General features: G+C 70.0%; 22 protein-coding genes. 12 read left to right on the top strand and 10 right to left on the bottom strand.

Going from position 1 to position 26,099, the window contains the following annotated elements; all coding sequences use genetic code 11:
- The first annotated feature begins 77 nt into the window (after positions 1–77).
- Both MYSTI_RS00350 and MYSTI_RS00345 read left to right on the top strand, forming a co-directional pair.
- Positions 78–683, top strand: a complete 606-nt coding sequence (locus MYSTI_RS00350) for a TetR/AcrR family transcriptional regulator (protein WP_015345692.1) — start codon at positions 78–80, stop codon at positions 681–683.
- Positions 680–1,231, top strand: coding sequence for a DoxX family protein (locus MYSTI_RS00345; protein ID WP_015345691.1), 552 nt, complete (start codon positions 680–682; stop codon positions 1,229–1,231). Before MYSTI_RS00350 ends, MYSTI_RS00345 begins: the two co-directional genes overlap by 4 nt.
- Before the next feature lie 56 nt (positions 1,232–1,287).
- Here MYSTI_RS00345 and MYSTI_RS00340 read toward each other — a convergent pair whose 3' ends face one another.
- Complete coding sequence (locus MYSTI_RS00340; protein WP_015345690.1) at positions 1,288–2,310, bottom strand: deoxyhypusine synthase family protein; 1,023 nt, start codon at positions 2,308–2,310, stop codon at positions 1,288–1,290.
- Between the two features lie 263 nt (positions 2,311–2,573).
- On the opposite strand from MYSTI_RS00340, the gene MYSTI_RS00335 reads away from it, so the two are divergent.
- Positions 2,574–4,034 (top strand): DUF1570 domain-containing protein, encoded by a 1,461-nt coding sequence (locus MYSTI_RS00335; RefSeq protein WP_420811532.1) that lies wholly within the window; start codon positions 2,574–2,576, stop codon positions 4,032–4,034.
- A 73-nt stretch (positions 4,035–4,107) separates the two neighbouring features.
- On the opposite strand, the gene MYSTI_RS00330 is transcribed toward MYSTI_RS00335, so the two are convergent.
- The gene (locus MYSTI_RS00330) at positions 4,108–7,503 is read right to left on the bottom strand and encodes an amidohydrolase family protein (RefSeq protein WP_015345688.1); all 3,396 of its coding nucleotides are present in this window, start codon (positions 7,501–7,503) and stop codon (positions 4,108–4,110) included.
- A 233-nt stretch (positions 7,504–7,736) separates the two neighbouring features.
- Here MYSTI_RS00330 and MYSTI_RS00325 point away from each other — a divergent pair, with 233 nt between their 5' ends.
- The 3 genes from MYSTI_RS00325 to MYSTI_RS00315 all read left to right on the top strand — a co-directional run bounded on the left by MYSTI_RS00325 (position 7,737) and on the right by MYSTI_RS00315 (position 9,480).
- Positions 7,737–8,147: a PaaI family thioesterase gene (locus MYSTI_RS00325; RefSeq protein ID WP_233278116.1), complete on the top strand. Its 411-nt coding sequence runs from the start codon at positions 7,737–7,739 to the stop codon at positions 8,145–8,147.
- Positions 8,148–8,152: 5 nt separating this feature from the next.
- Positions 8,153–8,611 carry a PaaI family thioesterase gene (locus MYSTI_RS00320; protein ID WP_015345686.1) on the top strand — a complete coding sequence of 153 codons (459 nt, stop codon included), beginning with the start codon at positions 8,153–8,155 and terminating at the stop codon, positions 8,609–8,611.
- 119 nt (positions 8,612–8,730) lie between these two features.
- Positions 8,731–9,480, top strand: a complete 750-nt coding sequence (locus MYSTI_RS00315; protein WP_015345685.1) for a DUF4142 domain-containing protein — start codon at positions 8,731–8,733, stop codon at positions 9,478–9,480.
- Between the two features lie 15 nt (positions 9,481–9,495).
- On the opposite strand, the gene MYSTI_RS00310 is transcribed toward MYSTI_RS00315, so the two are convergent.
- The 4 genes from MYSTI_RS00310 to MYSTI_RS00295 form a co-directional block, all read right to left on the bottom strand.
- Positions 9,496–10,845, bottom strand: a complete 1,350-nt coding sequence (locus MYSTI_RS00310) for a serine/threonine-protein kinase (RefSeq protein WP_233278115.1) — start codon at positions 10,843–10,845, stop codon at positions 9,496–9,498.
- 145 nt (positions 10,846–10,990) lie between these two features.
- Positions 10,991–12,400 carry a protein kinase domain-containing protein gene (locus tag MYSTI_RS00305; protein ID WP_015345683.1) on the bottom strand — a complete coding sequence of 470 codons (1,410 nt, stop codon included), beginning with the start codon at positions 12,398–12,400 and terminating at the stop codon, positions 10,991–10,993.
- Between the two features lie 51 nt (positions 12,401–12,451).
- Entirely contained in the window at positions 12,452–12,760 is a 309-nt protein-coding gene (locus tag MYSTI_RS00300) for a pilus assembly protein N-terminal domain-containing protein (RefSeq protein ID WP_015345682.1), read from the bottom strand.
- Between the two features lie 106 nt (positions 12,761–12,866).
- Positions 12,867–13,751, bottom strand: a complete 885-nt coding sequence (locus MYSTI_RS00295; RefSeq protein ID WP_015345681.1) for a sigma-70 family RNA polymerase sigma factor — start codon at positions 13,749–13,751, stop codon at positions 12,867–12,869.
- 278 nt (positions 13,752–14,029) lie between these two features.
- Between MYSTI_RS00295 and MYSTI_RS00290 the strand changes: the two genes are divergently transcribed.
- Positions 14,030–14,941 (top strand): tetratricopeptide repeat protein, encoded by a 912-nt coding sequence (locus MYSTI_RS00290; RefSeq protein ID WP_015345680.1) that lies wholly within the window; start codon positions 14,030–14,032, stop codon positions 14,939–14,941.
- A 47-nt stretch (positions 14,942–14,988) separates the two neighbouring features.
- A complete protein-coding gene (locus MYSTI_RS40375) occupies positions 14,989–15,708 on the top strand; it encodes a class I SAM-dependent methyltransferase (RefSeq protein WP_052350843.1) in 720 nt (239 codons plus the stop codon).
- A gap of 33 nt (positions 15,709–15,741) precedes the next feature.
- Here MYSTI_RS40375 and MYSTI_RS00280 read toward each other — a convergent pair whose 3' ends face one another.
- Positions 15,742–16,092, bottom strand: a complete 351-nt coding sequence (locus MYSTI_RS00280) for a hypothetical protein (RefSeq protein ID WP_015345678.1) — start codon at positions 16,090–16,092, stop codon at positions 15,742–15,744.
- Between the two features lie 275 nt (positions 16,093–16,367).
- On the opposite strand from MYSTI_RS00280, the gene MYSTI_RS00275 reads away from it, so the two are divergent.
- From MYSTI_RS00275 to MYSTI_RS00265, 3 genes are all read left to right on the top strand, one after another.
- On the top strand, positions 16,368–17,720 hold the full coding sequence (locus tag MYSTI_RS00275) for an RtcB family protein (RefSeq protein WP_015345677.1): 1,353 nt from the start codon (positions 16,368–16,370) through the stop codon (positions 17,718–17,720).
- 69 nt (positions 17,721–17,789) lie between these two features.
- Entirely contained in the window at positions 17,790–18,734 is a 945-nt protein-coding gene (locus MYSTI_RS00270; RefSeq protein WP_015345676.1) for a TIGR02266 family protein, read from the top strand.
- Positions 18,735–18,829: 95 nt separating this feature from the next.
- Complete coding sequence (locus MYSTI_RS00265) at positions 18,830–19,279, top strand: cupin domain-containing protein (RefSeq protein WP_015345675.1); 450 nt, start codon at positions 18,830–18,832, stop codon at positions 19,277–19,279.
- 2 nt (positions 19,280–19,281) lie between these two features.
- Here MYSTI_RS00265 and MYSTI_RS00260 read toward each other — a convergent pair whose 3' ends face one another.
- Together MYSTI_RS00260 and MYSTI_RS00255 are read right to left on the bottom strand one after the other, a co-directional pair.
- Positions 19,282–21,588 carry a sensor histidine kinase gene (locus tag MYSTI_RS00260; protein ID WP_233278114.1) on the bottom strand — a complete coding sequence of 769 codons (2,307 nt, stop codon included), beginning with the start codon at positions 21,586–21,588 and terminating at the stop codon, positions 19,282–19,284.
- Positions 21,589–21,677: 89 nt separating this feature from the next.
- On the bottom strand, positions 21,678–22,199 hold the full coding sequence (locus MYSTI_RS00255; RefSeq protein ID WP_015345673.1) for a hypothetical protein: 522 nt from the start codon (positions 22,197–22,199) through the stop codon (positions 21,678–21,680).
- Positions 22,200–22,380: 181 nt separating this feature from the next.
- Here MYSTI_RS00255 and ppk1 point away from each other — a divergent pair, with 181 nt between their 5' ends.
- Complete coding sequence (gene ppk1, locus MYSTI_RS00250) at positions 22,381–24,543, top strand: polyphosphate kinase 1 (RefSeq protein WP_015345672.1); 2,163 nt, start codon at positions 22,381–22,383, stop codon at positions 24,541–24,543.
- A 383-nt stretch (positions 24,544–24,926) separates the two neighbouring features.
- Here the strand turns inward: ppk1 and MYSTI_RS00245 are convergent, their stop codons facing one another.
- A complete protein-coding gene (locus tag MYSTI_RS00245; RefSeq protein WP_015345671.1) occupies positions 24,927–26,045 on the bottom strand; it encodes an App1 family protein phosphatidate phosphatase in 1,119 nt (372 codons plus the stop codon).
- Positions 26,046–26,099: the final 54 nt, after the last annotated feature.

Genomic DNA, 26,099 nt, shown 5'->3' with positions numbered 1-26,099 from the left:
TGCCCGCCCGTCCAACAATCATTACTTGAACGCTCGTCCAAAAACAAAGGACCCCACCGGGTCCTGGAGGAGCGCGCATGGGCAGACCCAAGACCTTCGATGAGGACGCGGTCCTGGACCGCGCCATCGACCAGTTCTGGACGACCGGCTACCACGCCGTGTCCGTCCGGGACCTCGAGACCAGCACCGGAGTCCTCAAAGGCAGCCTCTACGCCGCCTTCGGAGACAAGCGCGCCCTCTTCCTCGCCTCCCTGCGCCGATACGCCGACCGGAGCGTCGTCGACATCCATGGCCTGCTCGCCAAGGGCTCAAACCCTCGCGCCGGCCTGGAGCACTACCTGCGCGTGCGCGGCAAGGAATGCACCGGCCCCGCTCGTACCCGCGGCTGCTTCCTCGCCAACACCGCCGCCGAGGTCGCCCCCCATGACCCGGAGGTCCGCGCCGTCGTCGGCCAGTCCTTCGCCAAGCTCGCCGATGCCCTCGAGCCCACCCTCCGCGAGGCTCAGAAACAGGGCCTCGTCAGCCGCCGTCACGACGCCCACGCACTCGCCGCCCACCTCGTCGTGCTCGTCCAGGGAATGAGCATCGTCGGCAAGACAGAGCCCGACTCCTCCCTCCTGCGCTCCTCCCTCCGCTTCGCCCTCTCCCTCCTCGAACCCGACCCCTCCGAGAAATCCCCATGAGCCACCCCCTCCTCCGCTTCCTCGTCGACTCCCGCCCCGCCACCCCCTCCCTCTCCGTGGGCCTGCTCGTCCTTCGCCTCCTCAGCGGCGGACTCATGACCCTCCACGGCGCCGGGAAGATGATCTCCCCCCTCTCCTGGATGGGCCCCGACTCCTCCCTCCCCGGCTGGCTCCAGTTCCTCGGCGCCGCCGCCGAGTTCTTCGGAGGACTGGCGTGGATGGTCGGACTGCTCACACCCCTGGCCTCCCTCGGCGTCGCGGGCACCATGCTCGTGGGCATCCTCATCGCCCACCTCCCCATCGATGACCCGTTCATCCGCTTGAGCGTCATGGGCATCCACTCCGGACCGGGTGAACCGTTCGCCGGACTGCCCACCTGGCTCGTTCGCGCGGGAGGCCGCAGCCCCTTCGGCTCCGGCTCCTCGGAGCTCGCCACGCTCTACACCGCCGTCTCCGTGCTCCTGCTCAGCGCCGGCCCCGGACGGTTCTCGCTCGACACCCTGCTCTCCCAGCTCCGGACCAAGAAGACCGCCGCCGTCGCCGGGTGACCTCCACCACGCACCTGCCGGGCCTTCCTCCTCCCGGCAGGTGTGCGGCACCGCGACTACTTCATGTACTTCGCGATGAGCGCGTTCGCCTTCGCCGGCGCGCCCTTGCACTCGAGCAGCGCGTTCAACACCAGCGGCGCGACGATGGTGGCGTCCGACTCGACGACGAACATCGGCGTCGTCTCCGTCAGCTTGTCCCACGTAATCTTCTCGTTCGGCGTCGCGCCCGAGTACGAGCCGTAGGACGTCGTCGAGTCGCTGATCTGGCAGAAGTACGCCCACGGCTTCACGGGCTTCTGCAGGTCGTACTTGATGGACGGGACGACGCAGATGGGGAAGTCACCCGCGATGCCGCCGCCAATCTGGAAGAAGCCCACGCCCTCGCCCTCGGACAGCTCCGCGTAGCGGTCATAGAAGTCCGCCATGTACTCGATGCCCGACTTGACGATGCTCGCGTTGCACTCGGCCGTCTTCACGTAGGACGCGAAGATGTTGCCGAACGTCGAGTCCTCGTACCCCGGCACCACGATGGGCAGCTTCGCCCGCGCCGCCGCGAGCAGCCAGCACGCCTCCGGGTCCCCCTCGTACGACGAGGGCTCCAGCGCCTGGATGACCTCGTAGAAGTACTCGTGCCAGAAGCGCCGCTCGCCCTTCGCGCTCGCGTTCTTCCACATGGGGACGATGAACTTCTCCACCGCGCGGAACGCCTCGTCCTCCGGGATGCTCGTGTCCGTCACCCGGCGCATCCGGTTCTCCAGGATGCGCGTGTCGTCCGCCTTGGTGAGGTAACGGTACTCGGGGAAGTCCTTGTACGAGTGGTGCGCCACAAGCCGGAAGAGCGACTCCTCGATGTTGGCGCCCGTGACGGAGAGGCCGTGAATCAGCCCCGCGCGGATGGCGGGGGCGAGCGTGATGCCCAGCTGCGCGGAAGACATCGCGCCCGCGACGCTCCAGAACATGCGACCGCCCTTCGAGATGTGCTCCCAGTAGGACAGGAGCGCATCGCGCGTCGCACGGGCGTTGAAGTTCTTGTAGTTCGCGAGGACGAACTCCAGGACGGGAAGTTCAGAGGTGGCCATGAGTGCCTCCAGCAACGACGTGGTCGAGGCTCGAGTGGCGCTGTCGGGAAATGCCACCCGAGGACACCCTACGGTCACGACCCGGAAGGTCGCGCCGCCATCGGAGCGTCAAGTGGCTGCCGGCTGGCTATCACAGCGAGGCCCGCACGGCCACGGCATTGCACACGCCCTCTTGCCTACCCTCACCCAGCCCCTCTGGGAATCACAAAGCAGACATGAGAGAAGCCGCCCCCATCATGTCGATGTCCCCGCTTTCAATCGCAGTGTTGGGTTTGTTGGTCTCCACGGGCTGTGCGAGCTCCCGCGCACTCTGTCCCGCCGAGGGAGGCCGGGTCTGGTCCGAGGTGCGCAGTGAGCACTTCCGCCTGCACACGAACCTCTCCCCGGAGGTCGCCGCGCAGTCCGCCGCCGAGCTGGAGAAGCTCCGCCGCGCGGTGCTGCTCGCCTGGGGCTCGGACTTCAACCCTCAGGGCTCGCTCGACGTCATCCTCCTGCGCAACACGAGCGAGCTGGCGGAGTTCACCCAGGGCCGCTTCGTGGGCTTCGTCACCGCCACCGAGCGCGGCCCGCTGCTCGTCATGTCGGGCGAGGGCTACGTCCTGGACAACGGCCCGGAGCAGCAACTCCAGACACACGAGCTGGCGCACTACCTGAGCCAGCACGTCCTCTTGCGCCAGCCGCGCTGGCTGGCCGAGGGCCTGGCCCAGTACCTCCAGACGACGCACATCAAGCCCAGCACCCAGGAGGCGGTGCTCGGCCGGGTCAACACCCAGAGCCGCAACTACGTGACGCAGCATGGCTGGCTGGACATCGACGAGCTCTGGGAGTGGGACCAGAAGGAGCTGCTCAACGAGGCGGAGAACCAGCAGCACTACGCCTCCGCGTGGCTGTGGGTCCACTACCTCATCAACATGCACACCGACCGCTTCGACGAGTTCCAGACGCGGCTGGCTCGCGCGGAGGACCCCAGGCGCGCCTTCGAGGTGTCCTTCCAGGGCGTCAGTGATTTGCGCGGGGACGTGCGCACCTATCTCATGAGCGGGCGCTCCTCGTTCCTCACCCTGCCGCTGCCGCCGGTGTCCACCCAGGTCCAGGTGCGCGAACTGGGCGGCGCCGAGGTCCACGCCAACCGCGGCCTGCTGTTCCTGCGCGCCCCCGGAGAGCTGACCCAGGCACAGCGCCAGGAGAAGGCCCGCGCCGAGCTGGCCCAGGCCCTGTCCGAGGACCCCCACAACGTGAGCGCCACGCTCCTGGCCGCGCAGCTGTCCACGAGCCCCGAGGAGCACCTGGCCCGCGCGCGGGAGCTGGTGAAGGCCCACCCCGAGGACGGGCGCGCGTGGGATTTGCTCGCGGAGCTGCTCCAGGGCCGGAGCGAGACCCAGACGCAGGAGCAGGCCCGCGAGTCCGCCGCGCGGCTGATGCCGCACGACTCCCGCGTCCTCGCGAGCCTCGCCCAGCACTACGCGATGACGCTCCAGCCCGCGAAGGGCCTGCCCTCCGCGAAGCGCGCGGTGGAGCTGTCTCCTGGAAGCCCGTTCGCCCTGGCCATCCAGGCCGCGCTGTTCCTCCAGGTCGACCGGTGCGCGGAGGCCATCGCCTTCCAGCGCCGCGCGGTGGACATGGCCCACGAGGCCTATGCCCCCGTCTTCCGCAAGGAGCTGCGAGACCGGCTGCAGACCTTCGTGAAGCAGTGCGCCACCCGCACCGAGAAGCCCACGCCCTGAGTCCGTCGTGAAGCGACGGTGGGCATCGACCCCAGAGGTCCGATGCCCACCGCCCCACCTCAGGAGTCCCGCCTCAATCGCACGCGTGCGTGTGCGTCTGGGCGTTGGCCTTCGGCGTCCAGCCCTCGTTGCCGTCCTTCTCGAAGAAGAACTTCGCGCGCGCGCGCTGACGCGTGCCCACCTCGTTCAGCGTGGCCGCGTCGAACAGCCGCCCGTTCACCATGGTGAAGCGCACGGTGCGGCTGTTCCTCAGGTTCTCCAGCGGGTTCTGGTCCAGCACGAGGAGGTCCGCGAGCTTGCCCTCCTCCAGCGAGCCCAGCTCCTTGTCCATGCCCAGGTAGCGCGCGCCCCCGAGCGTGCCCGCGCGCAGCGCCTGCAGCGGCTTCATCCCGCCCTGGCCGAACATCCACAGCTCCCAGTGCGCCGCCAGGCCCTCGCGCTGGCCATGCGCGCCCAGCTGCACGTTGACGCCCGCGTCGTTCAGCTCGCGCGCGACCTTCGCCGCTTCGATGTGGTTCACCTCATCGTCCGGCACCATCATCCGGCGGCGGCTGCGCGAATCCACCACCCGGCGAGGCACGAAGGACAGCAGCCGGTCGTCCTCCCAGACGTTCGTCTTCTGGTACCAGTAGTTCTCACCCCAGTTGCCGCCGTACGCCACGCCCAGCGTCGGCGTGTAGCCGGTGCCGCTCTTGCCCCACAGTTGCCGGACGTCCGCGTAGATGCGCGCCACGGGAATCGCGTGCTCCACGCCCGTGTGTCCGTCCACCACCATGGTCAGGTTGTGCTGGAGCAGCGAGCCGCCCTCGGGCACCACCAGCATGTCCAGCTCCCGCGCCGCCTGGAGCACCTTCTGCCGCTGGTCCCGGCGAGGCTGGTTGTAGCTCTTCACGCTGAAGGCCCCCATCGCCTTCATGCGCCGCAGGTGCGAGCGCGCGTCATCCAGCGTGTCGATGGGCGCGCGGTACCCGGCGCCCGCCGCGCCGTACAGGATGGTGCCCGTGGAGAAGATGCGCGGCGAGGTGAGCACGCCCGCCTTGCCCATCTCGCTGGCGGCGAAGACCTCCTCCGTCGAGTTGGACGGGTCATGCAGCGTCGTCACGCCGAACGCGAGCGAGGCCGCGTGCACCCAGCTCTGCTCGGGCATCAGGCCATCCGCGCCCATGCTCCCGTGCCAGTGCACGTCCACCAGTCCGGGCATCAGCGTCTTGCCCTTCACGTCCACCACCTTCGCGCCGGAGGGCACCTGCACCTTGCCCACCGGCCCCACCGCGACGATGCGGTTGCCGCGCACCACCACCACGCCCTGCTCGAGGACCTCGTCCCCCTTCATGGTGATGACGCGGCCACCCACCAGCGCCACCGTGCCCTCCGGCACGTCCGCCTTCACCGGGAACGACAGGTCGACGCCCTTCTCGGCGACCTCCGGGAGCTTCTCCGGCGCCCCGTCCATGAAGGTGAAGGACTGCTTCAGCTCACGCGTGAAGAGCTCCGGCCCCTGGGCCCAGTGCAGGCGGGTGCTGTCGCCGGACCAGTGCAGGTACTCGCCCGCGTCCCGGCTCACCTTCGCCACCGGCATCGCCTTGGCGTCCGGGCCCACCGTGGCCACCTTCGCGCCCTTGGGGAACGCGGTGATGTACGCGTTGAAGTTCTCGCGGAACGCCACCCAGCGCTCATCCGGTGACACGCGCAGCTCCGTCGCCTCCGCGCTCGTCAGGTGCGTGCGCTCCTGGCCTCCGTCCAGACCCACGCTCTTCAGCGAGCGCACGTCCTCCTTCTCCTTCGACTCCACGTGCAGGAAGTACACGCGGTCCGAGCGCACGCCGAAGTGCGGCTGCCCGCCATCCCGGGTCAACCTGCGCGCCGCGCCACCGGACACGGGCTGCGCGAACAGGCCCATCTCCCGGCTCCACAGGCCCGGCATCAGGTAGCCATCACCCGTCGCGCGGTACACCAGCGTCTTGCCATCCGGGCTCAGCGCGGGCTCCACGTAGTAGCCCGGCCGTGACGTCAACACCTTGCCCTCGCCGCCCGTGGCGGACGCCAGGCGGACGGTGCCCAGCTTCTCGTCGTCCCACGTCGAGTAGACGATGGAGCGCCCGTCGCGGGAGAACGACGGATAGAACTCCAGGTGCTCCTCCTGCTTCGTCAGCCGCTTGGGCGCGCCGTTCGGCAGGTCCTTCACGTAGAGCTTGCCCAGGGACTGGAACACCACGCGGTTCCCCTGGGGGGACACCTGCACCCAGCGCAGCATCTTCGTGTTGAAGCGCTCCGGCGCCACCGCGCGCGGCGTGCGCACGGCCTCGAAAATCGTCCGCGTGCCCTTCACGTGGAAGGGGATGGGCGTCACCTTCTTCGTCGCCACGTCGACGCGCTGAAGCTTGCCGCCCGCCCAGAAGATGATCGCCTTGTCGTCCCGCGTCCACGCCATCGTCGGGTAGACGCCGTGGATGGCCCACGTCTCCTGCATGTCCCGGTCGAGCCCGTCGTACAGCGGGCGCTCCGCGCCAGAGGCCACGTCCGCGACGTACAGCACGCTCTTGGTGCGCACGCGGCGGATGAACGCCAGCTGCTTGCCGTCGCGCGACGGCGTCGGGCGGATGGAGCCACCCGGCCCGCTCACGAAGGGGTCAATCTCCTTCGTCTCCAGGTCCAACCGCTGGATGGCGTAGATTTCCGCGTTCGGGTCCTTGTTGTACTCGAACGTCTTGCCCGGCGTGGTGTCCTGGCTGAAGTAGACGAAGCGGCCATCCGGGGAGAACGCCGGCTCGCCCAGGTCCTTCTGGTCATTGGCGCGCTCGGTGAGCTGCACGCCGTCACCGCCGGAGCGGTGGTACATCCACACCTCGCCCGCACCCAGCGAGCGCCGCGCGGTGAAGTGCTTGCGGGCGACGATGTACTGGCCATCCGGACTCCACGCGGGGCTGTTGAGCAGGCGGAACTTCTCCTGCGTCACCGCCTTCGCGTCGGAGCCATCCCGCTTCATCACCCAGATGTTGTCGCCGCCACCCCGGTCGCTGGTGAAGGCGATGGACTTGCCGTCCGGGCTGTAGCGCGGCTGCATGTCCCACGCGACCCCGGACGTCACCGCGCGCGCCTCGCCTCCCGCGAGGGGCAGCACGTAGATGTCACCCAGGAGGTCGAAGACGAGCTCGTCCCCCGTGGGGCTCACGTCCAGGTTCATCCACGTCCCCTCGGTGACGTCGATGTCCACCTGCTTCGCGGGGAACCCGGGGGCATCCACCTTCCAGGCGTCCTTGTCCTTCCCCTCGCCGGGGCCTTCCGCGACGGCGGGAGCGTGGGGGTTCACCTCGACGGCGCGGCCCGCCTCGCGCGCGGCGTCGTCCTTCTTCTGGGGCGCGGGAGGGGGGTCCTGCCGAGCAGCGGGAGGCGTCGCCGCGGGCTGGGCGGCGACGAGCGCGCCGGGCACCAGCAGCGCGACGCAAAGAGCGGAGGTCAGTCGTTTCACCGGAGGTCCTCGTTTTGGGGGACTGCGCGAGACACGGCCGTGCAGGCGGCGGGAGACTACCCGCCCCCGGGCAGGCAGGCCTGGCGCCCCTCAACAGGAGTCCCGCCCTCCCTGTTCCTGAGCGTCCATCCGAGAGGCTCCGACGCGATTCGTCACGCGCCATCCCCGCGTGATTCTGTTATCCGCTCCCCATGTCGGATGACTTCAAGCTCCCCGAAGACAAGGCTGAGCGGATGGAACGCTGCTCCCTGTTCTACACGGACATCGTTCCCCACAACCACGCGCTGGGACTGAAGCTCCTGGACATCGGCCCCGCGGAGGCCGTCGTCGAATTGCCCTACGCGGACTTCCTCGTGGGCAACCCGGAGACGGGCGTCATCGCGGGCGGCGCGGTGACGACGCTCATCGACGCGGCGTGTGGCTCCGCCGTCATCCTCCGCTTCGGTCGCTTCCTGCCGCTGGTGACGCTGGACCTGCGCATCGACTACCTGCGCCCCGCCCGCCCCGGCATCTCGCTCACCGCAGTGGCCGAGTGCTACCGCGCCACGCGACAAGTCGCCTTCGTCCGCGCCCTGGTGCACCAGGGTGACAAGAGCAATCCGGTGGCCTCCGCGCAGGGCACCTTCATGCGGCTGGAGGAGTGACGGACATGAGCGACACGCAACCTTCCCCCACGCTCGCCGAGTTGGTCCTCCAGGTGCGCAAGACGCGCGAGTACAGCCGCCTCACCGACGCCATCCCCTATGCGCGCTTCATGGGCATCGGCGTGGAGCACCTGGCCGGTGAGATGCTCTGCCGGATGACGTACACGCCCAAGCTCATCGGCAACAGCTTCCTGCCCGCGCTGCACGGCGGCACGCTGGGCGCGCTGCTGGAGTGCTCCGCCATCTTCGAGCTCCTGCTCCAGACGGAGACCCAGCGCGTCCCCAAGGTCATCTCCCTCACGGTGGACTTCCTGCGCTCGGGCAAGGCCCAGGACACCTTCGCGAAGGCCTTCATCACGCGACAGGGACGCCGCGTCGCCAACGTGCGCGTCGAGGCCTGGCAGGACGACCGCACCCGCCCCATCGCCAGCGCGAACGCCCTGTTCCTGCTCTCGGAGCCCTGAGCCTCTGAGCAGCGCGTCCGAGGGGAGGAGCTGCTGTCCGCTCCCTCGGCGCACCGTGGCCTTTCGCGTCGGGACATCGCCACCTTCCTCCCCAGGAACCCCTTCTCGGGAGGCAGGCGATGACTCGACGGAACGGTTGGATGCTGGCTGGCATTCTCTGTCTGGGCGGCGCGGCGGTGGCGCAGGACTCGGCGCCTCCGCAGAACGGCACCGGTGACAGCCAGGGCATGATTCGCGCGGGAGAGGCGGACGCCATCGACCAGGGCGAGGACCTGCGCAAGCAGGCGCTCGAGGACGCACCCGCGACGGGCGGCTCGGGCGAGCCCGATGCGCAGGCGATGAAGTGGATGAAGGAGGGCCTCTTGCCCGTGCCCACCGACGAGAAGTCCTTCCTGGAGCTCCTCCACCACGGCAACCAGATGGAGATTCAGATGGGACAGCTCGCCCAGAAGAACGGCGCGTCCCAGGACGTGAAGGACTTCGGCGCGCGCATGGAGCGCGAGCACGGCAAGGCGGACCAGAAGCTCTTGACGTACGCGAAGTCGAAGGGCTTCCAGTTGGGGGAGCCCGAGGCGACGACGCCGCTCGCCAAGGCCATGGGCAACACGGAGCACGCCCTCATGGAGGAGCTCCCATTGCGCCGCGGCCCCACGTTCGACCGGGGCTACCTGGCCGTCATGGTGGGAGACCATGACTCGAACATCGCCATGGTGATGGCCGGACAGCAGCAGTTCTCCAGCAACACCGAGCTGAAGGGGATGCTCGACGACACGCTGACCATGATGAAGCAGCACCGTCAGAGCGCGTACCGGATGCTGGGACAGGAGACGCCCAGGCAGGCCCGACAGGCGCCTCGCGGCGGGCGCTGACCACCTCGCTCCGGGCTACTGGATGGAGACCGTGTAGACCTTCTCCATCCCATCCAGGTACGACACCGTCATGCGAGTCACCCCGGGCTCCAGCCCCTTGAGCTGGAGCTTGCCGTCCGACACCTTCGCCTCCATGAGGTGCGGGGCCTCCACCAAGGCCTCCCGGATGCCCGAGACCAACACGGTGCGGGACTCTCCTGGGCGCAGCTCGAGGCGGTCCTCGCCTCCCTCGGTCCTCTCCCGCCCGCTCTGCGCCTGGCTCCAGAACACCAGGCCGAGCCCTCCTCCCAAGAGGAGCAGCAGCAGCGCCCCCACGCCCAGCCACCTCCACTCGCGTGAGCCCGGGGAGCGCGAGAGCGCCTGGAGCAAGGGCTCCATGGACGTGAAGCGCGCCGCCGGCGGATGCGACAGGCCCCGGGACAGCGCGCTCAGCACATGCTCCGGAATCCGGCCCGTGCTCGGTCGCAGGCGAGACGACGAGGGCGGCTGAGCCTCGTCCACCTTCTGCTGTGCGGGGCGCTCGCCCTGCAGGGCTTCGTACAGCGCGACGCAGAAGCTGTACTGGTCGCTCCGCGCGTCCACGCGCCGTCCCCGGCGCTGCTCCGGAGACATGTACGCGGGCGTGCCCAGCGTGGTGCCCGCACGCGTGAGAATCAGCTCCGTCTCGTCGAGCGGACCCGCTTCCGCCTGCCACCGCCGGACGAGCCCGAAGTCCGTGACCCGCACGCGCCCGTCCTTGCCCACCAGGACGTTCGCCGGCTTGAAGTCGCGATGCACCAGGCCCTCGCGATGCGCCGCCGCGAGCCCCGCACCCGCCGCGAGGAACTTCTCCAGCACCTCTTCCCAGGAGTGCTCCTGCTCGCGCAGCCACCCCGCGAGCGTCGTCCCCTCCACCCACTCCATCGCCAGGTAGTCGCGCCCCTCCGCGGAGCCCAGCTCGAAGACGGGCAGCACGTTGGGATGGGACACCCGCGCCATCGCCTGCGCCTCGCGCAGCAGGCGGCCTCGGCGCTCCTCCTCCACTCCCTTGCGGGCGGGGCGCAAGAGCTTCAGCGCCACCTTGCGCCCCAGTCGGCTGTCCTCCGCGACGTACACCACGCCCATGCCTCCCAGGCCCAGCATCTCGCCCAGCACATAGGGGCCCAGTCGCGTCCCCTTCGGGAAGGCCAGGGCCGAGATGCCAGGCGCCTGTCCCTTGGGCGGCGGGGGGTGCTTGTGCGTGACGGCTGCCGCCTCCTGCGGCTCCGGGTCCAGGTCCGGTAGCGTGCTCTCCCCCACGAGCGCGCGACAGCTCTCACACGAGTCCAGATGCGCCGCCAATCCCGCCGCCTTCGCGGAGGACAGCGCCCCCTGCACAAGGCTCATGAGCAGCTTCTTGTCGGGACAGCTCGTGGGGAGGACTGGACGCTGCGGCTTCATGAGATGCACGCATCATCGCAGCCTCGTCCCGGAGGAGAAAAGAGCAGACACGAGCTGCCGCGCCAGTGCTTCATCCACGATTACAAACGCTTCACTTCCCGGAAACAGAGACTGTGTACAGGCGCCGCTCGCCCGCTCGGGTCCACACCAGCAGGTGCGAGGCACCGGACTCCAGCGGGGTGAGGAGCAGGCCATTCTCCACGGTCTGAATATTCACCAGTCCCTGCTGCCCGATGGCGATGCGCGACAGGTTCGAGAGCTCCAGCGTACGCGGCTCCCCCATCACCAGCGGGAAGAAGATGTTGCCGCCCCCCTTCCTCGCGGCCTCGACCTCCTGGTGGAAAGCCGAGGTCTCCGAGTCCCCCAGGGGCACCCATTCGTCCCCGCGCCACTTCCACAGGGCGAGCCCCAGGACGACTCCCAGGGCCACCGCCCCCCAGCCCCACCGCGGTGACTTCGCTGTCGCGGGTGTCGAGAGCGCTTGGAGCAAGGCCTCCATCGAGGAATGGCGCGCGGAGGGCTCCCTCGCGAGACCTTGGGCCAGCGCGGCCTGGAGGTGTCGAGGCACCTTCGAGGACCTCCGCGCGAGTGCCTCCGAGGGACGCTCTCCGTGAAGCGCTTCGTGGAGCGCGACGCAGAAGCTGTACTGGTCGCTTCGCGCGTCCACGGCAAGGCCCTGGCGCTGCTCGGGAGACATGTACGCGGGGGTCCCTGGCGCGGCGCCTTCGCGGGTGAGGACCGTCTGCTCGAGGTCCGTGGGCGAGGTGGAAGGCGCGACGGGTGCGGCGGGGTCTCCGCTCCGCCATCGCCGGGCCAGGCCGAAGTCCATCACCCGTGCGCGGCCATCCTTGCCCACGAGCACGTTGGAGGGCTTGAAGTCGCGATGCACCAGGCCCTCGCGATGCGCCGCCACGAGGCCCGCTCCCGCCGCGAGGAACGTCTCCAGCACCTCCTCCCAGGAGCGCTCGCGCTCCCGCAGCCAGCCCGCGAGCGTCGTCCCCTCCACCCACTCCATCACCAGGTAATCACAGCCATCCGAGGCGCCCAGCTCGAAGACAGGCAGCACGTTGGGATGGGAGAGGCGCGCCATGGCCTGGGCCTCTCGGGACAAGCGCGTGCGGCCCTCTCCCTCTTCGCTTTCGGCCATGGGGCGCAGCAGCTTCACCGCCACCCTGCGCGCCAGCCTCGGGTCCTCCGCCGCGTACACCACGCCCATGCCCCCCACGCCCAGCAGCTCTCGCAGGACGTAGGGGCCCAGCCGAGTCCCCTCTCGAAGCAGCGCGTGCGTCAGGTGTCCGGCGGGTGTGGACACCTGGGAGTGGGGGTTCACGTCCGTCAGGGAGTCCTCGGCCGCCACCACCGCGACCAGGGCCCGGCAGTCCTCGCAGGCATCCAGGTGCGCGGCCACGCCGGAGATGTCCACCGGGGGCAGCGCTCCGCTCGCGAAGGCCGCGAGCACGTTCTCATCGGGACAGGAGGGAGGAGGTGGCACCGGGCTCATGAGGTCCAGGCATTCTCGCGCAGGTTGCCCGGGGCCACCTCGGGGGCGGGGCTATTTCGTCTCGGTGGCGGGCTTCGCGCCGTCCTTCGTCACCACCAGCGTGTACGCCTCCTTCTTGCCACCGGCGCTCCACACCAGCAGTTGGGTGGTCCCCTCCGCCTTGCCCTGGATGTCGAGCTTGCCCGCCCCCAGCGTCTTCACCTCCGCCGTTTCAGGGTCTCCCAGCGCCACCTTGTTCAGCCCCTTCACGGTGAGCACATGGTGGGCCCCCACCTTCAGCTCGATGCGCTCCTCCGCCAGCGCGCTCGTTCCCATCAGCAGCGACGCCAACACGGCGAGTCCCTTCAGTCCGTTCCGCATGAGGTCCGTCCTTCCGTTCGTGAAGCGAGGCACCAATGCCTGGCCTTCATCGGGGTGACACCGGCCACTTCATCCCGTTGCACGGCTTCGTGAAGAAAGTCGGGGCCTACGCGGATTCTCTCAGCAGACCCGGGAGGCTGAGGTCCAGCTGCCCGCCCACCGCGAGCATCAGGCTGTTCAGCTCGCCGAGCGACAACTGGAGGCGCTCCGCCAGGGACTCACGCACCCGCGCCAGCAATGTCTGCCTCGCGTGCGCCACCCAGCGCGACACCGTGGACTTGTGCGTGCGGTACATCGCGCCGATGCGCTCCAGGTTCACCCCCTCCACCACATGCAGCCGCAGCACCGTGCGCTCTCGCGGAGAGAGGCTCGCGACCGCCACCACCAGGGCCTCGCGGAAGTCCTGGTGGTGACGCCGCCGGAGGTAGTCCAACTCGACGTCTCCCCCCAGCACCGCCCCTTCCGCCTCCTGCTCCACCCTGGCGCGCCGCCCCTCCGCGCGCTGGAGGTTGAGCGCCGTGCGCACCGCCGCCGCTCGCAACCACGCGGACAGCGGCGCGGTCCCCCGGTACTCCGCGATGCGCGGCTCGGTCCTCCCCTCCGCGGTGAGCAGCCGCTGGCGCAACTGCTGGAGCACCTCCTCCGCGTCCACGCCGCCCCCTCGGACCCGGGAGACCGCTCGCGCCACCTTCGAGAGGAAGTGCCGCTCCAACGCCGCGTGCGCCGCGGGGAGTCCCCTGGCGCAGGCACACGCGAGATAGAGGTCCGCCACGGGGACCTCCTCCGACGTCAGCGAGGACACATCTCCCGGCACCAGCCGCTGGGCCAGGTGCCGCAGGAAGTCCTCCTCCGCGAGCGCCACCTCCGGCCACGCCTGACGCCCTGTGGAAACCCACGACGTCAGCAGCGCCTCCAGCAGGGACTCGTCCACGCCGCTCATCGCCGATGCTGGCCAGTGCTGGACGAAGGAGTGGAAGCGGCTGCGATGCATCGACTTGCACGCCTCGGGTCCGCTACCGGAAGGATTCCGGCACGGCAGGCTATCATTGTTACAGCGCCGGCCCTCTTTTCTACAGGCCCCGCGCCCCAGGTCTCACGCTGACTGCCCTGGTGACGCTGTCCTCGGGTGCAACCCGGATGACCACGTGACAACGCCGGTTCGTTCCTGGAGCCACTATCGCCGAAAGGCATGCAACGCTTCGCGCCGAGCGCGTCCTGTCGGCACGCTGCCTGCTTCTCTCACCCTGCATCCGTTCGGAGGGCAGGACGATGAGCGAGCGCGTACAGACCCAGCTGAAGACCCTGAAGGAGACCTCGCGGTCGCTGTTCATCCAGGAACGGTATGCCGAGTGCGCGGAGGTCCTCGCGCGCATCGTCCGCTTGATGCCCAAGGACCCGAACGCACGCGTGCGCCACGCCGAAATCTGCCGCCGCGCGGGAGACCGTCCAGGCGCCGTGGCGTCCTACCGCATGGCCGCGGAGCTGCTGCTCTCCCAAGGCTGCGAGGCCCGCGCTCGCACCGCACTGCGCGCCGCGCTCGCGGTGGACCCGCGCGACCCGGAGCTGTCCTCGGATGTCGCCCGCCTTGGACAGACATCCCATCCCCCCGCGACGGCGCTGGAGGATGAGCGGCTCTACATCACCGCCAATGACATCCTCGAGGAGCCCTCGCGCGCGGAGTCGCGTGGAGGCACGCCTCCGCCTCCACCGCCCGCCTTCGTCCTGCGCGCGGCGGAGGAGGCCTCCTCCGCGGGACCGCTGCCCGCGGCGCCCACCATCGCTCCCGTGAAGATGAAGCCCTCCGAGTCGCGCCTCCCACCCACCGCGACGAAGGTGCGCCGGGACGAGCGACCCCAGACACCCCCCACGCTGGTGCCCGTGACACTCCCCACGCCTCGCGCGGGCCGCGAGCTGGACACGGCCCCCAAAGGCCAGGCCCAGGCCACGGGAGCCTCCACCCCTCACACGCCTCCGCCGCGCATCACCCCCGAGCCTCCCGCGATGGGCTACCGCCCCGAGCTGCGCTGGCTGAGCCCCAACGCCGTCGCCCTGCGCTCCTCGCCTCAGTCCGCCTGGGTCGTCATCCGCGCCGAAGGCCCGCTGTCCTTGAGCCGCGCGGAGTCCGTCGTCACGCCAGCGGAGCTGCCCGAGGACGACGAGCCCCTCCAGCTCACGCACTGACCCACGCTTGTTCCTCCCGGTCCTCCAGGACCACGATGGGGGCACCCATGCTCCCCATCCACCTTCGAGAGACACACGCGTTCGTCCGCCCCGCGGTGGCCCGGCATCACCGCATCCTGGAGGTCGGCTGTGGGGAGGGAGCACTCGCCGGACAGCTCGCGGCGGAGGGCCACGACGTCGTCGCCATCGACGCTCGGCTGCGCGACACACCGCGCCCGCCCGGGGTGCGCTTCGAGCAGGTCCCCCTGCTGCGCTTCGCCTCCCAGCCCTTCGACGCCCTGGTCGCGGTGGCCGTGCTCCACCACCTCTCGCCGCTCGACGCGTCCGTGGCGAAGCTGCGCGAGCTGCTGGTGCCCGGAGGCACCCTCGTCGTGGATGACTTCGACCTGGCCGCTCCGGACGCCCCCACCGCGCGCTGGTACTACGACGCGCAGGATCTGCTCGCGGCCGGAGGCCACTTCCCACCCGAGGCCGTCCATGGCACGCCGGACGAAGCCCCGCTCGAGCGCTGGCGCCATGAGCACCTGCACCACGACGAGCCACTCCACACCGGGGATGACATGGTGAGCGCGCTGCGCGACGGGGGCTTCGAGCTCCAGCACGTCACGCGCGGGCCCTACCTGTTCCGCTACCTGGCCCGGGGGCACCACGGCCACACCCCCGCTCAGGAGCGCATGGCCGAATACATCTTCGCCACCGAGCGCCAGCGCATCGCCGAGGGTGTGTTCAAACCCGTCGGCCTGCGCATCGTCGCCCAGCGGCGCTGAAGGAAGGACACACTGGAGCAGCGCGTCGCCGCGCTACATCGCCACGGACTTCTTCGGGTCGAAGCGCTTCTTGTGGGGCGAGCTCGCGGGCTTCGCCGACGGCGCCTTCCGCGGGGCGGCCTGCTCCGCCTCACGGCTCTCCAGGACCGGGGCCTCCGTCGTCTCAGGGGTCTCCGACGCGGACACCTGCGCCTTCACCGGCGCCTCGCAGTGTTCGCCCTTGCGGTTCGGGTGGCAGTGCCGAATCCCATACACATGGTGGCAACCACATGCGTCCACCCGCTTCTTCGCGCAAATCGACGGGTTGAACACCGGACCCGCCAACGAATCCGCTGGCACGGCTTGCAACGCCACCGCCAGGAAAATCCCACTGAGGAAACCCATCGCCCACCCCCTGCCTGGATGGCCAATGGATGCGCCTGACGCGGGAATGCGGCAAGCCCCGCGTTGATCCAATTCCCGCGCATCGCACGAGAGCCGACTCTCGCTCGTCCGTTCGTGTGGACGTGGACGCCCGTGCGGCTCGGAGATCCGCTCGCCTTTCCGCTTCCTCCCGCCGCATTCTCGGAGACACTCGGGTGCACCCGCACCCGGGCGTCAGCTTGTTTCGGACGTTGCCGTCCCTCGCGCGCGTTTGCCCCTCCAGGGAGGACATGGTCATGAGCTGGAAACAACGATTGGAGAAGGTCGCCGAGGGCCACTACGTCCTGCCGAAGACCAAGAGCATGCGGGTGGACGCGAACCTGTTCCTGTCCGACAAGCTGCTCTGGGGTGAGGGGCCCGACCTCCCGGCGCTCGAGGACGCCGTCTTCGACCAGGTGGTCAACGCCGCGTCCTTCCCGGGCGTCACCCGAGTCGCCGTCACCCCGGACTGCCATGTGGGCTATGGCGTCCCCATCGGCACCGTGGTGGAGACCGACGGCATCCTCCTGCCCACCGCCGCGGGCTACGACATCGGCTGCGGCATGGTGCAATTGCAGACGACCCTCACCGCCGAGGACGTGGCGGACGTCGCCAAGCGCCGCCAGTGGATTGAGCAGGTGACTCGCCGCATCGCGGTGGGCGTGGGCGCCAGCCGCGTGCAGCACCAGCGCAAGGTGTCCGACAAGGCCTTCGCCGACGTGGTGCGGCATGGCGCCAAGGCCCTGGGCCGAGGCTCCGCCATCACCGAGCGCGACTTCATCCCCGTGGAGGATGACCGGGTGGACATCCCCGACCGCGCCTACGAGAAGCGCGGCCAGTTGGGCAGCCTGGGCGGCGGCAACCACTTCACCGAGATGCAGGTGGACGAGGAGGGCCGCGTCTGGGTGATGCTCCACACCGGCAGCCGCGGCTTCGGGTGGAACATCGCCAAGCACTTCTTCGTGGAGGGCGCCGCGCAGCTGGGCCTCAAGAGTCGCAGCGAGGACTTCGTCTGGCTGGACGCCGACAGCCCGCTGGGCCGTGAGTACTGGAACCTCCACAACATGGCCGCCAACTTCGCCGTGGCCAACCGGCTCATCATCGGCGAGGCCGTGTGCGCCGCGCTGGAGGACGTGTTCGGCGGCACCGCGAGCGTCTATTACGAGATCTCCCACAACCTCATCCAGAAGGAGGCCGGGAAGTTCGTCGCCCGCAAGGGCGCCACGCGCGCGTTCCCCGCGGGACACCCCTCGCTCAAGAAGACGACGTGGGAGGGCACCGGGCACCCCATCCTGATTCCCGGCTCCATGGAGACGGGCAGCGCCATCCTCTTCGCGGAGGAAGGGGCGTCCAAGTCCATCTACTCGGTGAACCACGGCTCCGGCCGCCGCCTGTCTCGGGGCGAGGCGCGCCGCGTGCTCAAGCAGGACGTCACCGACGCGCGCATGGCGGAGTCCGGCATCCTCCTCAACACCCGCCACACCCCGCTCGACGAGTCCGGCCCCTGCTACAAGAACCTGGAGGACGTGCTGGAGACGGTGGAGATGGCGGGGCTGGCCAAGGTGGCGCGCCGCCTCAAGCCCGTCGCCTGTATCAAGGGCGCGGATTGACCCACTCCCCGTCGCGCGTGGACTTCCCGGGGAGCCTGCTACAGTGGCGGGCCTCCGGAGTCCCAAGAAATGACCTCGTCGTCCGCCGCTGCCCGTGCATCCACGCTGGGTTCCCGTGAGGCTGAGCTGGCTCGCATCGAGAGCGAGCTGTCCACCCAGGAGTCCCGGCTCGCTGAACAGCTCACGCGTGCCCAGGCGGAGGCCGCCGCGCTCTCCACCCGGCTGGAAGGCGTGAAGGCCGCGCTGGCCCAGGCCCACCAGGACCCGGAGGCCGACCCCCAGGTGGGCGAGCAGGCCTCCAGGCTCCAGGCCGCACGGGTGCCCGCCCTGAGCGTGGACGCCGCGCGGGAGAAGGCCCTCGAGGCCCGCGAGAAGGCCCTGGAGGCCCGCAAGCGGGTGGGCGTGGAGGCGCAGGCCGCGCTGCGCATCCAGCAGGAGCAACTGGCCCAGGTGACGCGCGCCGTGGCGGACGCCGAGTCGGCCCTGCGGCAGCAGGTGGAAGCCTCCTCGGCCCGGACCCGGGCGCGCCAGGAGGCCTCCACGCGCGCGCAGCAGGAGGCGGCCCGCGTGAGACAGGCGGAACTGGCCCGCGCCGCCACCCAGGCCCAGGCCCGGGGAGAGGCGGTCCCCGCCATGCCAGGGCCCGCCCGGACGAGCAGCGCGGAGGGCGTGGAGGCGCGGCGCAACGGGCGCGTGCGGATGCACACGTCCATCGACATGCGCAGTGACTCCAACTTCTTCACCGGCTTCTCCATGGACATCAGCGAGGGCGGCGTCTTCATCGCCACGGTGGACGCGGTGCCTCGCGGCACGCAGGTGGAGCTGGACTTCACGCTGCCCGGAGGCCGGCCCATGAAGGTGACGGGCGTGGTGCGCTGGGTGCGCGAGGCCAACTCCCGCACGCCGGAGCTGATGCCGGGCGTGGGCGTCCAGTTCACCGGGCTGCCTCACGAAGTGGCGTCCGTCATCTCGTCCTTCGTCACCACGCGCGACCCGATGTTCTATCCAGACTGAAGGCGACGGACGCTTCGTCGGGTAGTCGACCCCGATGCTCGGGGGCCGGTGCAGGAACGGCGATGTCTGGCCATAAAGACAGACATCAGGTTCCTATGAGCGCGCCCACTCGCAGTCCCAACACCGCCATCGCCCGCCCCCCTCGCTGGGATTCCCGTCGACGCACCGAGCCCGCCTCCGAGGACGCGTGCTCCAACGACGCGACGTCCTCCCCCGTCGAGGTGCCGGTGGACAAGGTCCACCTGGCCCGGGAGCTGACCCTCTTCTCGGCCCACGAGGCCCCCCGGGCCCTGGGCGCGCTCAACGGCCAGCGCGTCCAGCTCATGAAGCTCCAGGGTGACGGGCCATGGCGCCGGCACGCGCATGACGACACGCTGTACCTGGTCCTCCATGGCCGGCTGCGCGTGGAGCTGCGCGAGCGCTCCGTCGAGGTGGAGCCCGGCGAGCTGCTGGTCCTCCCTCGGGGCGTGGAGCACCGGCCCGTCGCGGACGAGGAGGTCCATGTCCTGGTCCTCGAGCCGTCCAGCGCGCTCCCGCCGCTCTAGCGTCAAGGCAGGACAGGGGGCTCGGTGCCGGGAAGCTCCCGCTCCGAGCCTTGCTGCAACAAGGGCAGCTCCACGGTGAAGGTGGAGCCCTCGCCCGGAGAGCTCTCCACGTGGACCGAGCCCCCGTGCGCGTCCACGAGCTGCCGGACGATGTAGAGCCCCAGCCCGAAGCCCGCATGGCGCCCTTCCGAAGGCACCTGCTCGAAGCGGTCGAAGATCCTGCGCTGCGCCTCCGGGGGGATGCCCACGCCGTGGTCCTTCACCACCAGCCGCGCCCGTGACAGCCCGGCGCGTTCCACGCGCACCTCCACCGGCTGTCCCGCGCCGAACTTCAGCGCGTTGGACAAGAGGTTCGTCACCACCCGGTCCAGCCGCAGCCTGTCCCAGCCGCCCACCAGCCCCAGCTCCGCGTCGAAGACCAGCTTGCTGCCCTGCTCGGAGGCGTACGCCGCGAAGCGCTCCACCACCTCGTGCGCCAGGTCCGCCAGGTCCACCGTCGCCACGTCCAACACCAGACGTCCCGCGGACAAGCGAGACAAGTCCAACAGGTTGAGCAGCAGCTGCCCCAGGCGCTGCGTCTGCTTCAGCGCCGCGGCCAGGCCGTCGCGCAGCTTCTCCGGCGCCATGCCCGGGCCCTGTCGCTGGAGCTTGCGCAGCAGCAGTTGGAGGGTGTTGAGGGGGTTGCCCAAGTCATGCGCCGCGATGCCGATGAGCTCCACCGCCTCGCGCGACTCCCGCAGCAGCCGGGTGTTGTCCAGCGCCAGCGCCGCGCGTCCGGCCAGCTCCTCCATGAAGACCTGGTCCCCTTGCGTCAGCCGCCGCTCCGGCGAGGACGTGAGCAACACCAGCACCCCCTGCGCCTTCTCCCCCGAGCGCAGCGGCACCGCCAGGTACGAGCGGACGCCCACCTGCTCCATCATCCGCAGGTGCTCGGCGTCCTCCGCGTTCTTCGCGAGCATCTCCGGTGTCACGTCCGCGACCCGGTGCGAGCGTCCGGTGCGCATCACCTGCCACAGCCCCCGAGGCGTGTCCGGCGACGGCTGGTGTCGCCGCACCGCCTCCCACAAGAGGGGCTCCTTCTCCTCGTCCGCGTGCTTCACCACCCGGGGCCGCAGCTGGCCGGAAGGCGTCAGCACGTAGAGGACACACCCATCCGCCACCTCGGGCACCATCATCCGAGACAGCTCCGCCACCATCAGGTCCGGCTCCGGGTACTGCTGGAACACCCGGCCGGCCTCCGCGAACAGGCCCTGCGTGCGCTCGGCGCGACGGCGCTCGGTGATGTCGCGCGTCACCTCCGCGTAGCCCCGCAGCGCGCCGCTCTCGTCGCGCAGCACGTTGATGAGCGCCTCCGCGAAGAAGCTCGAGCCGTCCTTGCGCCGCCGCCACCCCTCCGTGCGCAGCCGCCCGTCCCTGCGCGCTCGCGCCAGGTCCTTCTCCGGCACGCCCAGCGCGGCGGACTCCGGGGGATAGAAGAGGTCCACCGGCTCGCCCACCACCTCGGAGGCCTCGTAGCCGGTGATTCGCGTGGCCCCCGGGTTCCAGCTCGCCACGCGGCCGCGCGCGTCCAGGAGCAGGAGCGCGTAGTCCTGCACACCCTCGACGAGGAGCTGGAAGCGCCGCGCGCTGTCGTCCGCTTCCTCACGCAAGGGCCGCAGCCGCCGCAGCAGCACCCACGCCAGCACCGCCGCCACCGCGAGGCCCAGGCTCGCGGCGACGAGGGTGAGGCCGAGCACCCGCTCATCCACGTCCACCGCCGTCTGGATGCCCCGCGCGAGCTGCTCCTCCGCGTTGGCGGAGAGCTGCTGCAGGGACTCATAGGCGCGCAGACGCGTGGTGCCCACGCGCTCCTCGAACAGGCGCTCCAGCTTGGAGCGAGGCACGTTGGCCGCGTGCGCGACGACGAGCTCCCGCACGGCCTGCTCGTGCTCCTGCTCCGCGCGCATGGCCGAGCCCAGGAGCGACGACGCGGGCTCCACGACGAGGCGCGCCTCCAGCCTCCCGGCGATGGAGATGAAGCGCTCACGCGAGGCCACCATCTCCTCCGCGAAGAGCGTGTCACCCGACAGCGCATAGCCGCGCTCGCTGGACACCTTGTCGCTGAAGGCGCGGCGCAGCCGCTCCACCTCCAGCAGGTCCATGGACAGCTCGAGCAGGCTGGCCTTCTGGTGGGTGCGCACGGACAGGAGCGCCACCGCGGACGTCACCGCGAGCGCCAGCGCCACCAGCAGGGACGCGATGAACCCCGCGCCGACGCGCTGTGAGAACGTCCACCGCCGCCCCACGCCGCCCCCCTCCGGGCAGGACACCCCTCACACCGAGGTCCCGCGCCCAGCAAGGTGGGCCCGCGGTCCATGGCCGCCCATCCCCGCCCCAGGGACGGGCCCGCGTTGGACGGCTAACCCGCCGTGCCCGACGGGACGGCTTCCTGCGCGGGCGGCGTGTCCGTGGCCGGCGGCTGGAAGCTCCCCGTGGCCGGGTCGACGTTCCAGGCGGAGTACTTCTGCTGCTTCACGTCCCGCAGCTTTCCGTCCTGGTAGCAGACCGAGTAGACGAGGAAGAACTCCTTCTCCATCGACGGCGTGCCGTGGCGGTAGCAGTCCGCGCCCGTCGCGTCCTGCTCACGCGTCATGGGGCGGCCCAGCAGCGCCACCACCTGGTCGGAGGTCATCCCGCCGGTGATGGACTTGAAGCCATGGGGCGTCACGACGCGGAACGTCACGGCCTCCTCGCGCGCCAGCACCCAGAAGCCCACCGCCAGCGTCACCGGGATGATGGCCGCCACCAGCGCCGCGGCCCACCGGCCCTTCTGTGCCCGGCCCTCCTTGTCGTATGCCGTGAAGAGGTTGCTGGCATCCGTCGGGGGGACGGCCAGGGAGGCACTCGAAGGGTTCTCTGTCGGGCTCACGTCGACTGACATGCCGTTCCAACAGCGCGGATGCAAGAAACTCCACGCGTGATATCCGTGAACGCTCGCTCGGCAACTTCCCGAGCACGGACCCACCCCAGGTGGGCTTCCTTTCGTGACGTCTAAGTTCACAATCGCCGGGAGGCTGGCCTGCTACATCCCCCGCCGAGGTAGGAAACAGGAGTCGCGAAAGATGGCGAAGCGAGGCGTTGCCGGACGCAGCGTCACCCAGAAGCCCTTGGAGCGAGATGTCCTTCCAGCGGGGGTGGAGATGGATGAAGGGCTCTTCTTCAATCGCGAGCTGTCCTGGCTGGCCTTCAACGACAGGGTGCTCCAGTTGGCGGAGTCGTCGGACGAGCCCCTGCTCGAGCGGCTGAAGTTCGTCGCCATCTACGCGCGCAACCTGGACGAGTTCTTCATGATTCGCGTCGCGCGGTTGCACGAGCAGGTGCGCGGCGGCGTGGCGCGACTGGTGCCGGATGGGGCGGCGCCGGGCACCACGCTCGACAAGCTGCACGAGGGCATCTTCGAGCAGAGCAAGCGCCACAGCGCCATCTTCGAGAAGCTGCTGCGGCCCGCGCTCGCGGAGAAGGGCCTGCGCATCCTCAGCGCCAAGGACTTGGACGCCGACCAGCGCGCCCAGGTGGACCAGCGCTTCCGGGAGCAGATATTTCCCGTGCTCACCCCGCTGGCCATCGGCCTGGGCCGGCACTTCCCGTACATCTCCAACCTGTCGCTCAGCCTCGCCGTCCTCCTGCGAGACCCGCAGGCGGACGAGGAGAGCGTGGCCCGGGTGAAGGTGCCCAAGGAGTTGCTGCCCCGCTTCCTGCCGCTGAAGGGCCATGTCTTCGTGCCGCTGGAGGAGGTCATCGCCCAGCACCTGGGGGACCTGTTCCCGGGCATGGAGGTGCTGAGCTGGAGCCTGTTCCGCGTCACCCGCGACGCGGACTTCACCGTGTCCGAGGACGCGGAGGACCTGCTCAAGGCGGTGGAGACGGAGCTGCGCCAGCGCCGGTTCGGAGACGTCATCCGGCTGGAGGTCCAGGCGGGCATGAGCCCCAAGCTGCTGGAGCCGCTGGTGGAGGCGCTGGGGCTGGAGCCTCGCCAGGTGTACGAGGAGCAGGGGCTCTTGGGGCTGGGCGACGTGCAGTCCATCGCCTTCGCGCCCGGCTTCCCCGAGCTGAAGGACCCGCCGTGGGCGCCTGTCTCGCAGCCTCGGCTGAGGCCGGACCCGGACGCGCCGCCCGAGGCCGGCACGGTGATGGCGGCGATGCGGCGGGGCGACCTCCTGGTGCACCACCCCTATGACTCGTTCAGCTCATCGGTGGAGCGCTTCGTCACGGAGGCGGTGGCGGACCCGGACGTGCTCGCCATCAAGCAGACCGTGTACCGCACCTCCGACAGCTCCCCGCTGGTGCCCGCGCTGATAACGGCGACGGAGAACGGCAAGCAGGCCGTGTGCATGGTGGAGCTCAAGGCCCGCTTCGACGAGCGCACCAACATCAAGTGGGCCAACGCGCTGGAAGAGGCGGGCGTCCACGTCGTCTACGGCATCCCCTCGCTGAAGACCCACGCGAAGGCCATCCTCATCGTCCGGCGCGAGGGGGAGCGCGTGCGCCACTACGTGCACGTGGGCACCGGCAACTACAACCCGAAGACGGCGCGCCTCTACACGGACATGGGCCTGTTCACCACGGACCCGGACATCGGCGCGGACGTGGCGGACCTCTTCAACTACCTGACGGGCTTCGGCCGCCCCAAGAGCTTCCGCAAGCTCCTGGTGGCGCCCCTCACCATGCGCGAGGGCTTGCTCGAGCACATCAAGCGCACCGTCGTCGCGCACACGCTGGAGCGCCCGTCCCGCATCCAGATGAAGATGAACGCGCTGGTGGACCCGGCCATCATCCGCGCCCTCTACGACGCGTCCCGCGCGGGCGTGAAGGTGGAGCTCAACGTGCGAGGCATCTGCTGCCTGCGCCCGGGCATCCCCGGCGTCTCCGACAACATCCGCGTGGTGTCCACGCTGGGCCGCTTCCTGGAGCACGCGCGCGTCTACCTCTTCGAGCGCGGCACGGAGGTGCGCTGCTACATCGGCTCCGCGGACCTGATGCCTCGCAACCTGGACCACCGCGTGGAAATCCTGGCGCCGGTGGAGGACGCGGGGCTGATTTCACAGGTGCGCGACACGCTGGACCGCAACCTGGCCGACAACACCCACGCCTGGGAGCTCCAGTCGGATGGCCACTGGCGCCGCCTGTCCCCGCCCGCGAATGGGGAGAAGCGCTGGGCCCAGGGCGAGCTCATGGAGCGCGCCAACCGCCACGCCCAGTTCCAAGGGGGCCGCCCGCTCCCGTGAGCGAGGGGGCCCGGGGCGCTCGAAGCGCCGAGGGCCCGCCGCCTCAGGGCACCGTCGAGGGTCGCGCCGTCCACCACGAGCACGCGGCCTTGCGGCGCGGCAGCCGGCACGGAGGCCGAGGCCTTGCCCGGGGCGGCGAGCACACCCGCCGAGAGAGGCGGGGAGCCCGGTCCGTCCCCCGCACGCGGGACCACCGGGGAGAGCGCCCTGCGAAACGGATGCACCAGCTGGCCACGCGCGACTCACTTCCCCCCCGAGGGGCGTTGGAACAGCAGACAACCCAGAAAAACCAGGGCGCCTGTGCCACAACTGGAGGTCTGAATTCAAGCCTTTGTCGTAAATTACATCCAGCCTGAATCTCCCTGCCCTTCAGGGCAGGTGCCTCACGGGGAGTCCTCGCGGCGGTGGGCCTCCACCTCGCGGACCTCCTTCCACTGAATCCACCCGGACAGGGCCGCATGCCGCGCCGCGGTGGTGGTGTCGTCCACGGCCAGCAGTTGGCTGCCCGCTTCGCGAACCTCCCGGGCGATGTGCTCCAGCTCCTGGGCCCGGCCCGCGCGACCGGGCACGTTGCGGATGTAGATGCAGAGGATGCGGCCGGGGAACTCGCGGACGATGGTGCGGTAGTGCTCGGCGTCCTCCTGCCCGCTGTCGCCGATGAGGATGAAGGGCAGGTGCGGCAGGTCCTGGAGCAGCCCGCGAATCTTCTGGAGCTTGTGCCCGTGGCCGCCGCCGGGCGCGAAGCCCTGGCTGGACAGGCCCCAGTCGCGCAGCAGCAGCGGCCCCATGGGGATGTGGTGCAGGGCGAGGAACTCGTCCAGGTGCTCGTACAGGTTCCACGGGCTGCTGGAGACGTAGAAGATGGGGTTGTCCGCGTCTCCTTCCGCGCCCGCCTGGAGCGCCGCGTAGAAGGCATCCACGCCCGGGAAGGGCAGCCGCACGCGGTGCTCGGTGAGGAAGAGGGCCCACGCGCGCTTGAAGAGGTCCGTGACGCCCGTGACGATGACGGTGTCGTCGATGTCGCTGATGACGCCGTAGCGCGCGCCCGTGCCGGCCACCCGCACCGGGGCCACCACGCGAGGCACTCCCTCCGGCTCCGGTGAGAGCAGCTCCAGCTCCACCTCGTGCCACCCGGAGCCCACGCCCTCCGGCGGTGCCACCCACAGCTCCAGGAAGCCCTCCTCGTCGGTGGTCCCCTCCCAGCGCTTGTCCCCCCAGCGCACCGCCACGTGCGCGCCCGGGATTTCGCGCGTCATGTAGCGCTTGTAGGAAGCCACGGCGCTGCTCAGCAGCGTGTGACGGTGCTGCCGGGGACGGATGCGCCGGTCCTCCATCACCCGCGCCTTGATGAGCGCGCGCTCCGGCGAGCCGTGGCCGCGATAGGGAACGATGCGCAGCGGCGGGGCGATGCCCAACCAGCGGCGGAGGCTCCGGCTCACGGCGTCGTAGTGCGCGTCCACGCGGACAGCGAGGCGGAAGAAGGCGGGTCTCGAATCGGCCATGGCCTGGAGCGTGAGGAGTGGGGGAAGGCCGACTGTAGAGGACTCCGGGCGGCG

The organism is Myxococcus stipitatus DSM 14675 (assembly GCF_000331735.1).
Classification (GTDB): Bacteria; Myxococcota; Myxococcia; order Myxococcales; family Myxococcaceae; genus Myxococcus; species Myxococcus stipitatus.
This window is presented reverse-complemented; position numbering and strand designations above follow the sequence as displayed.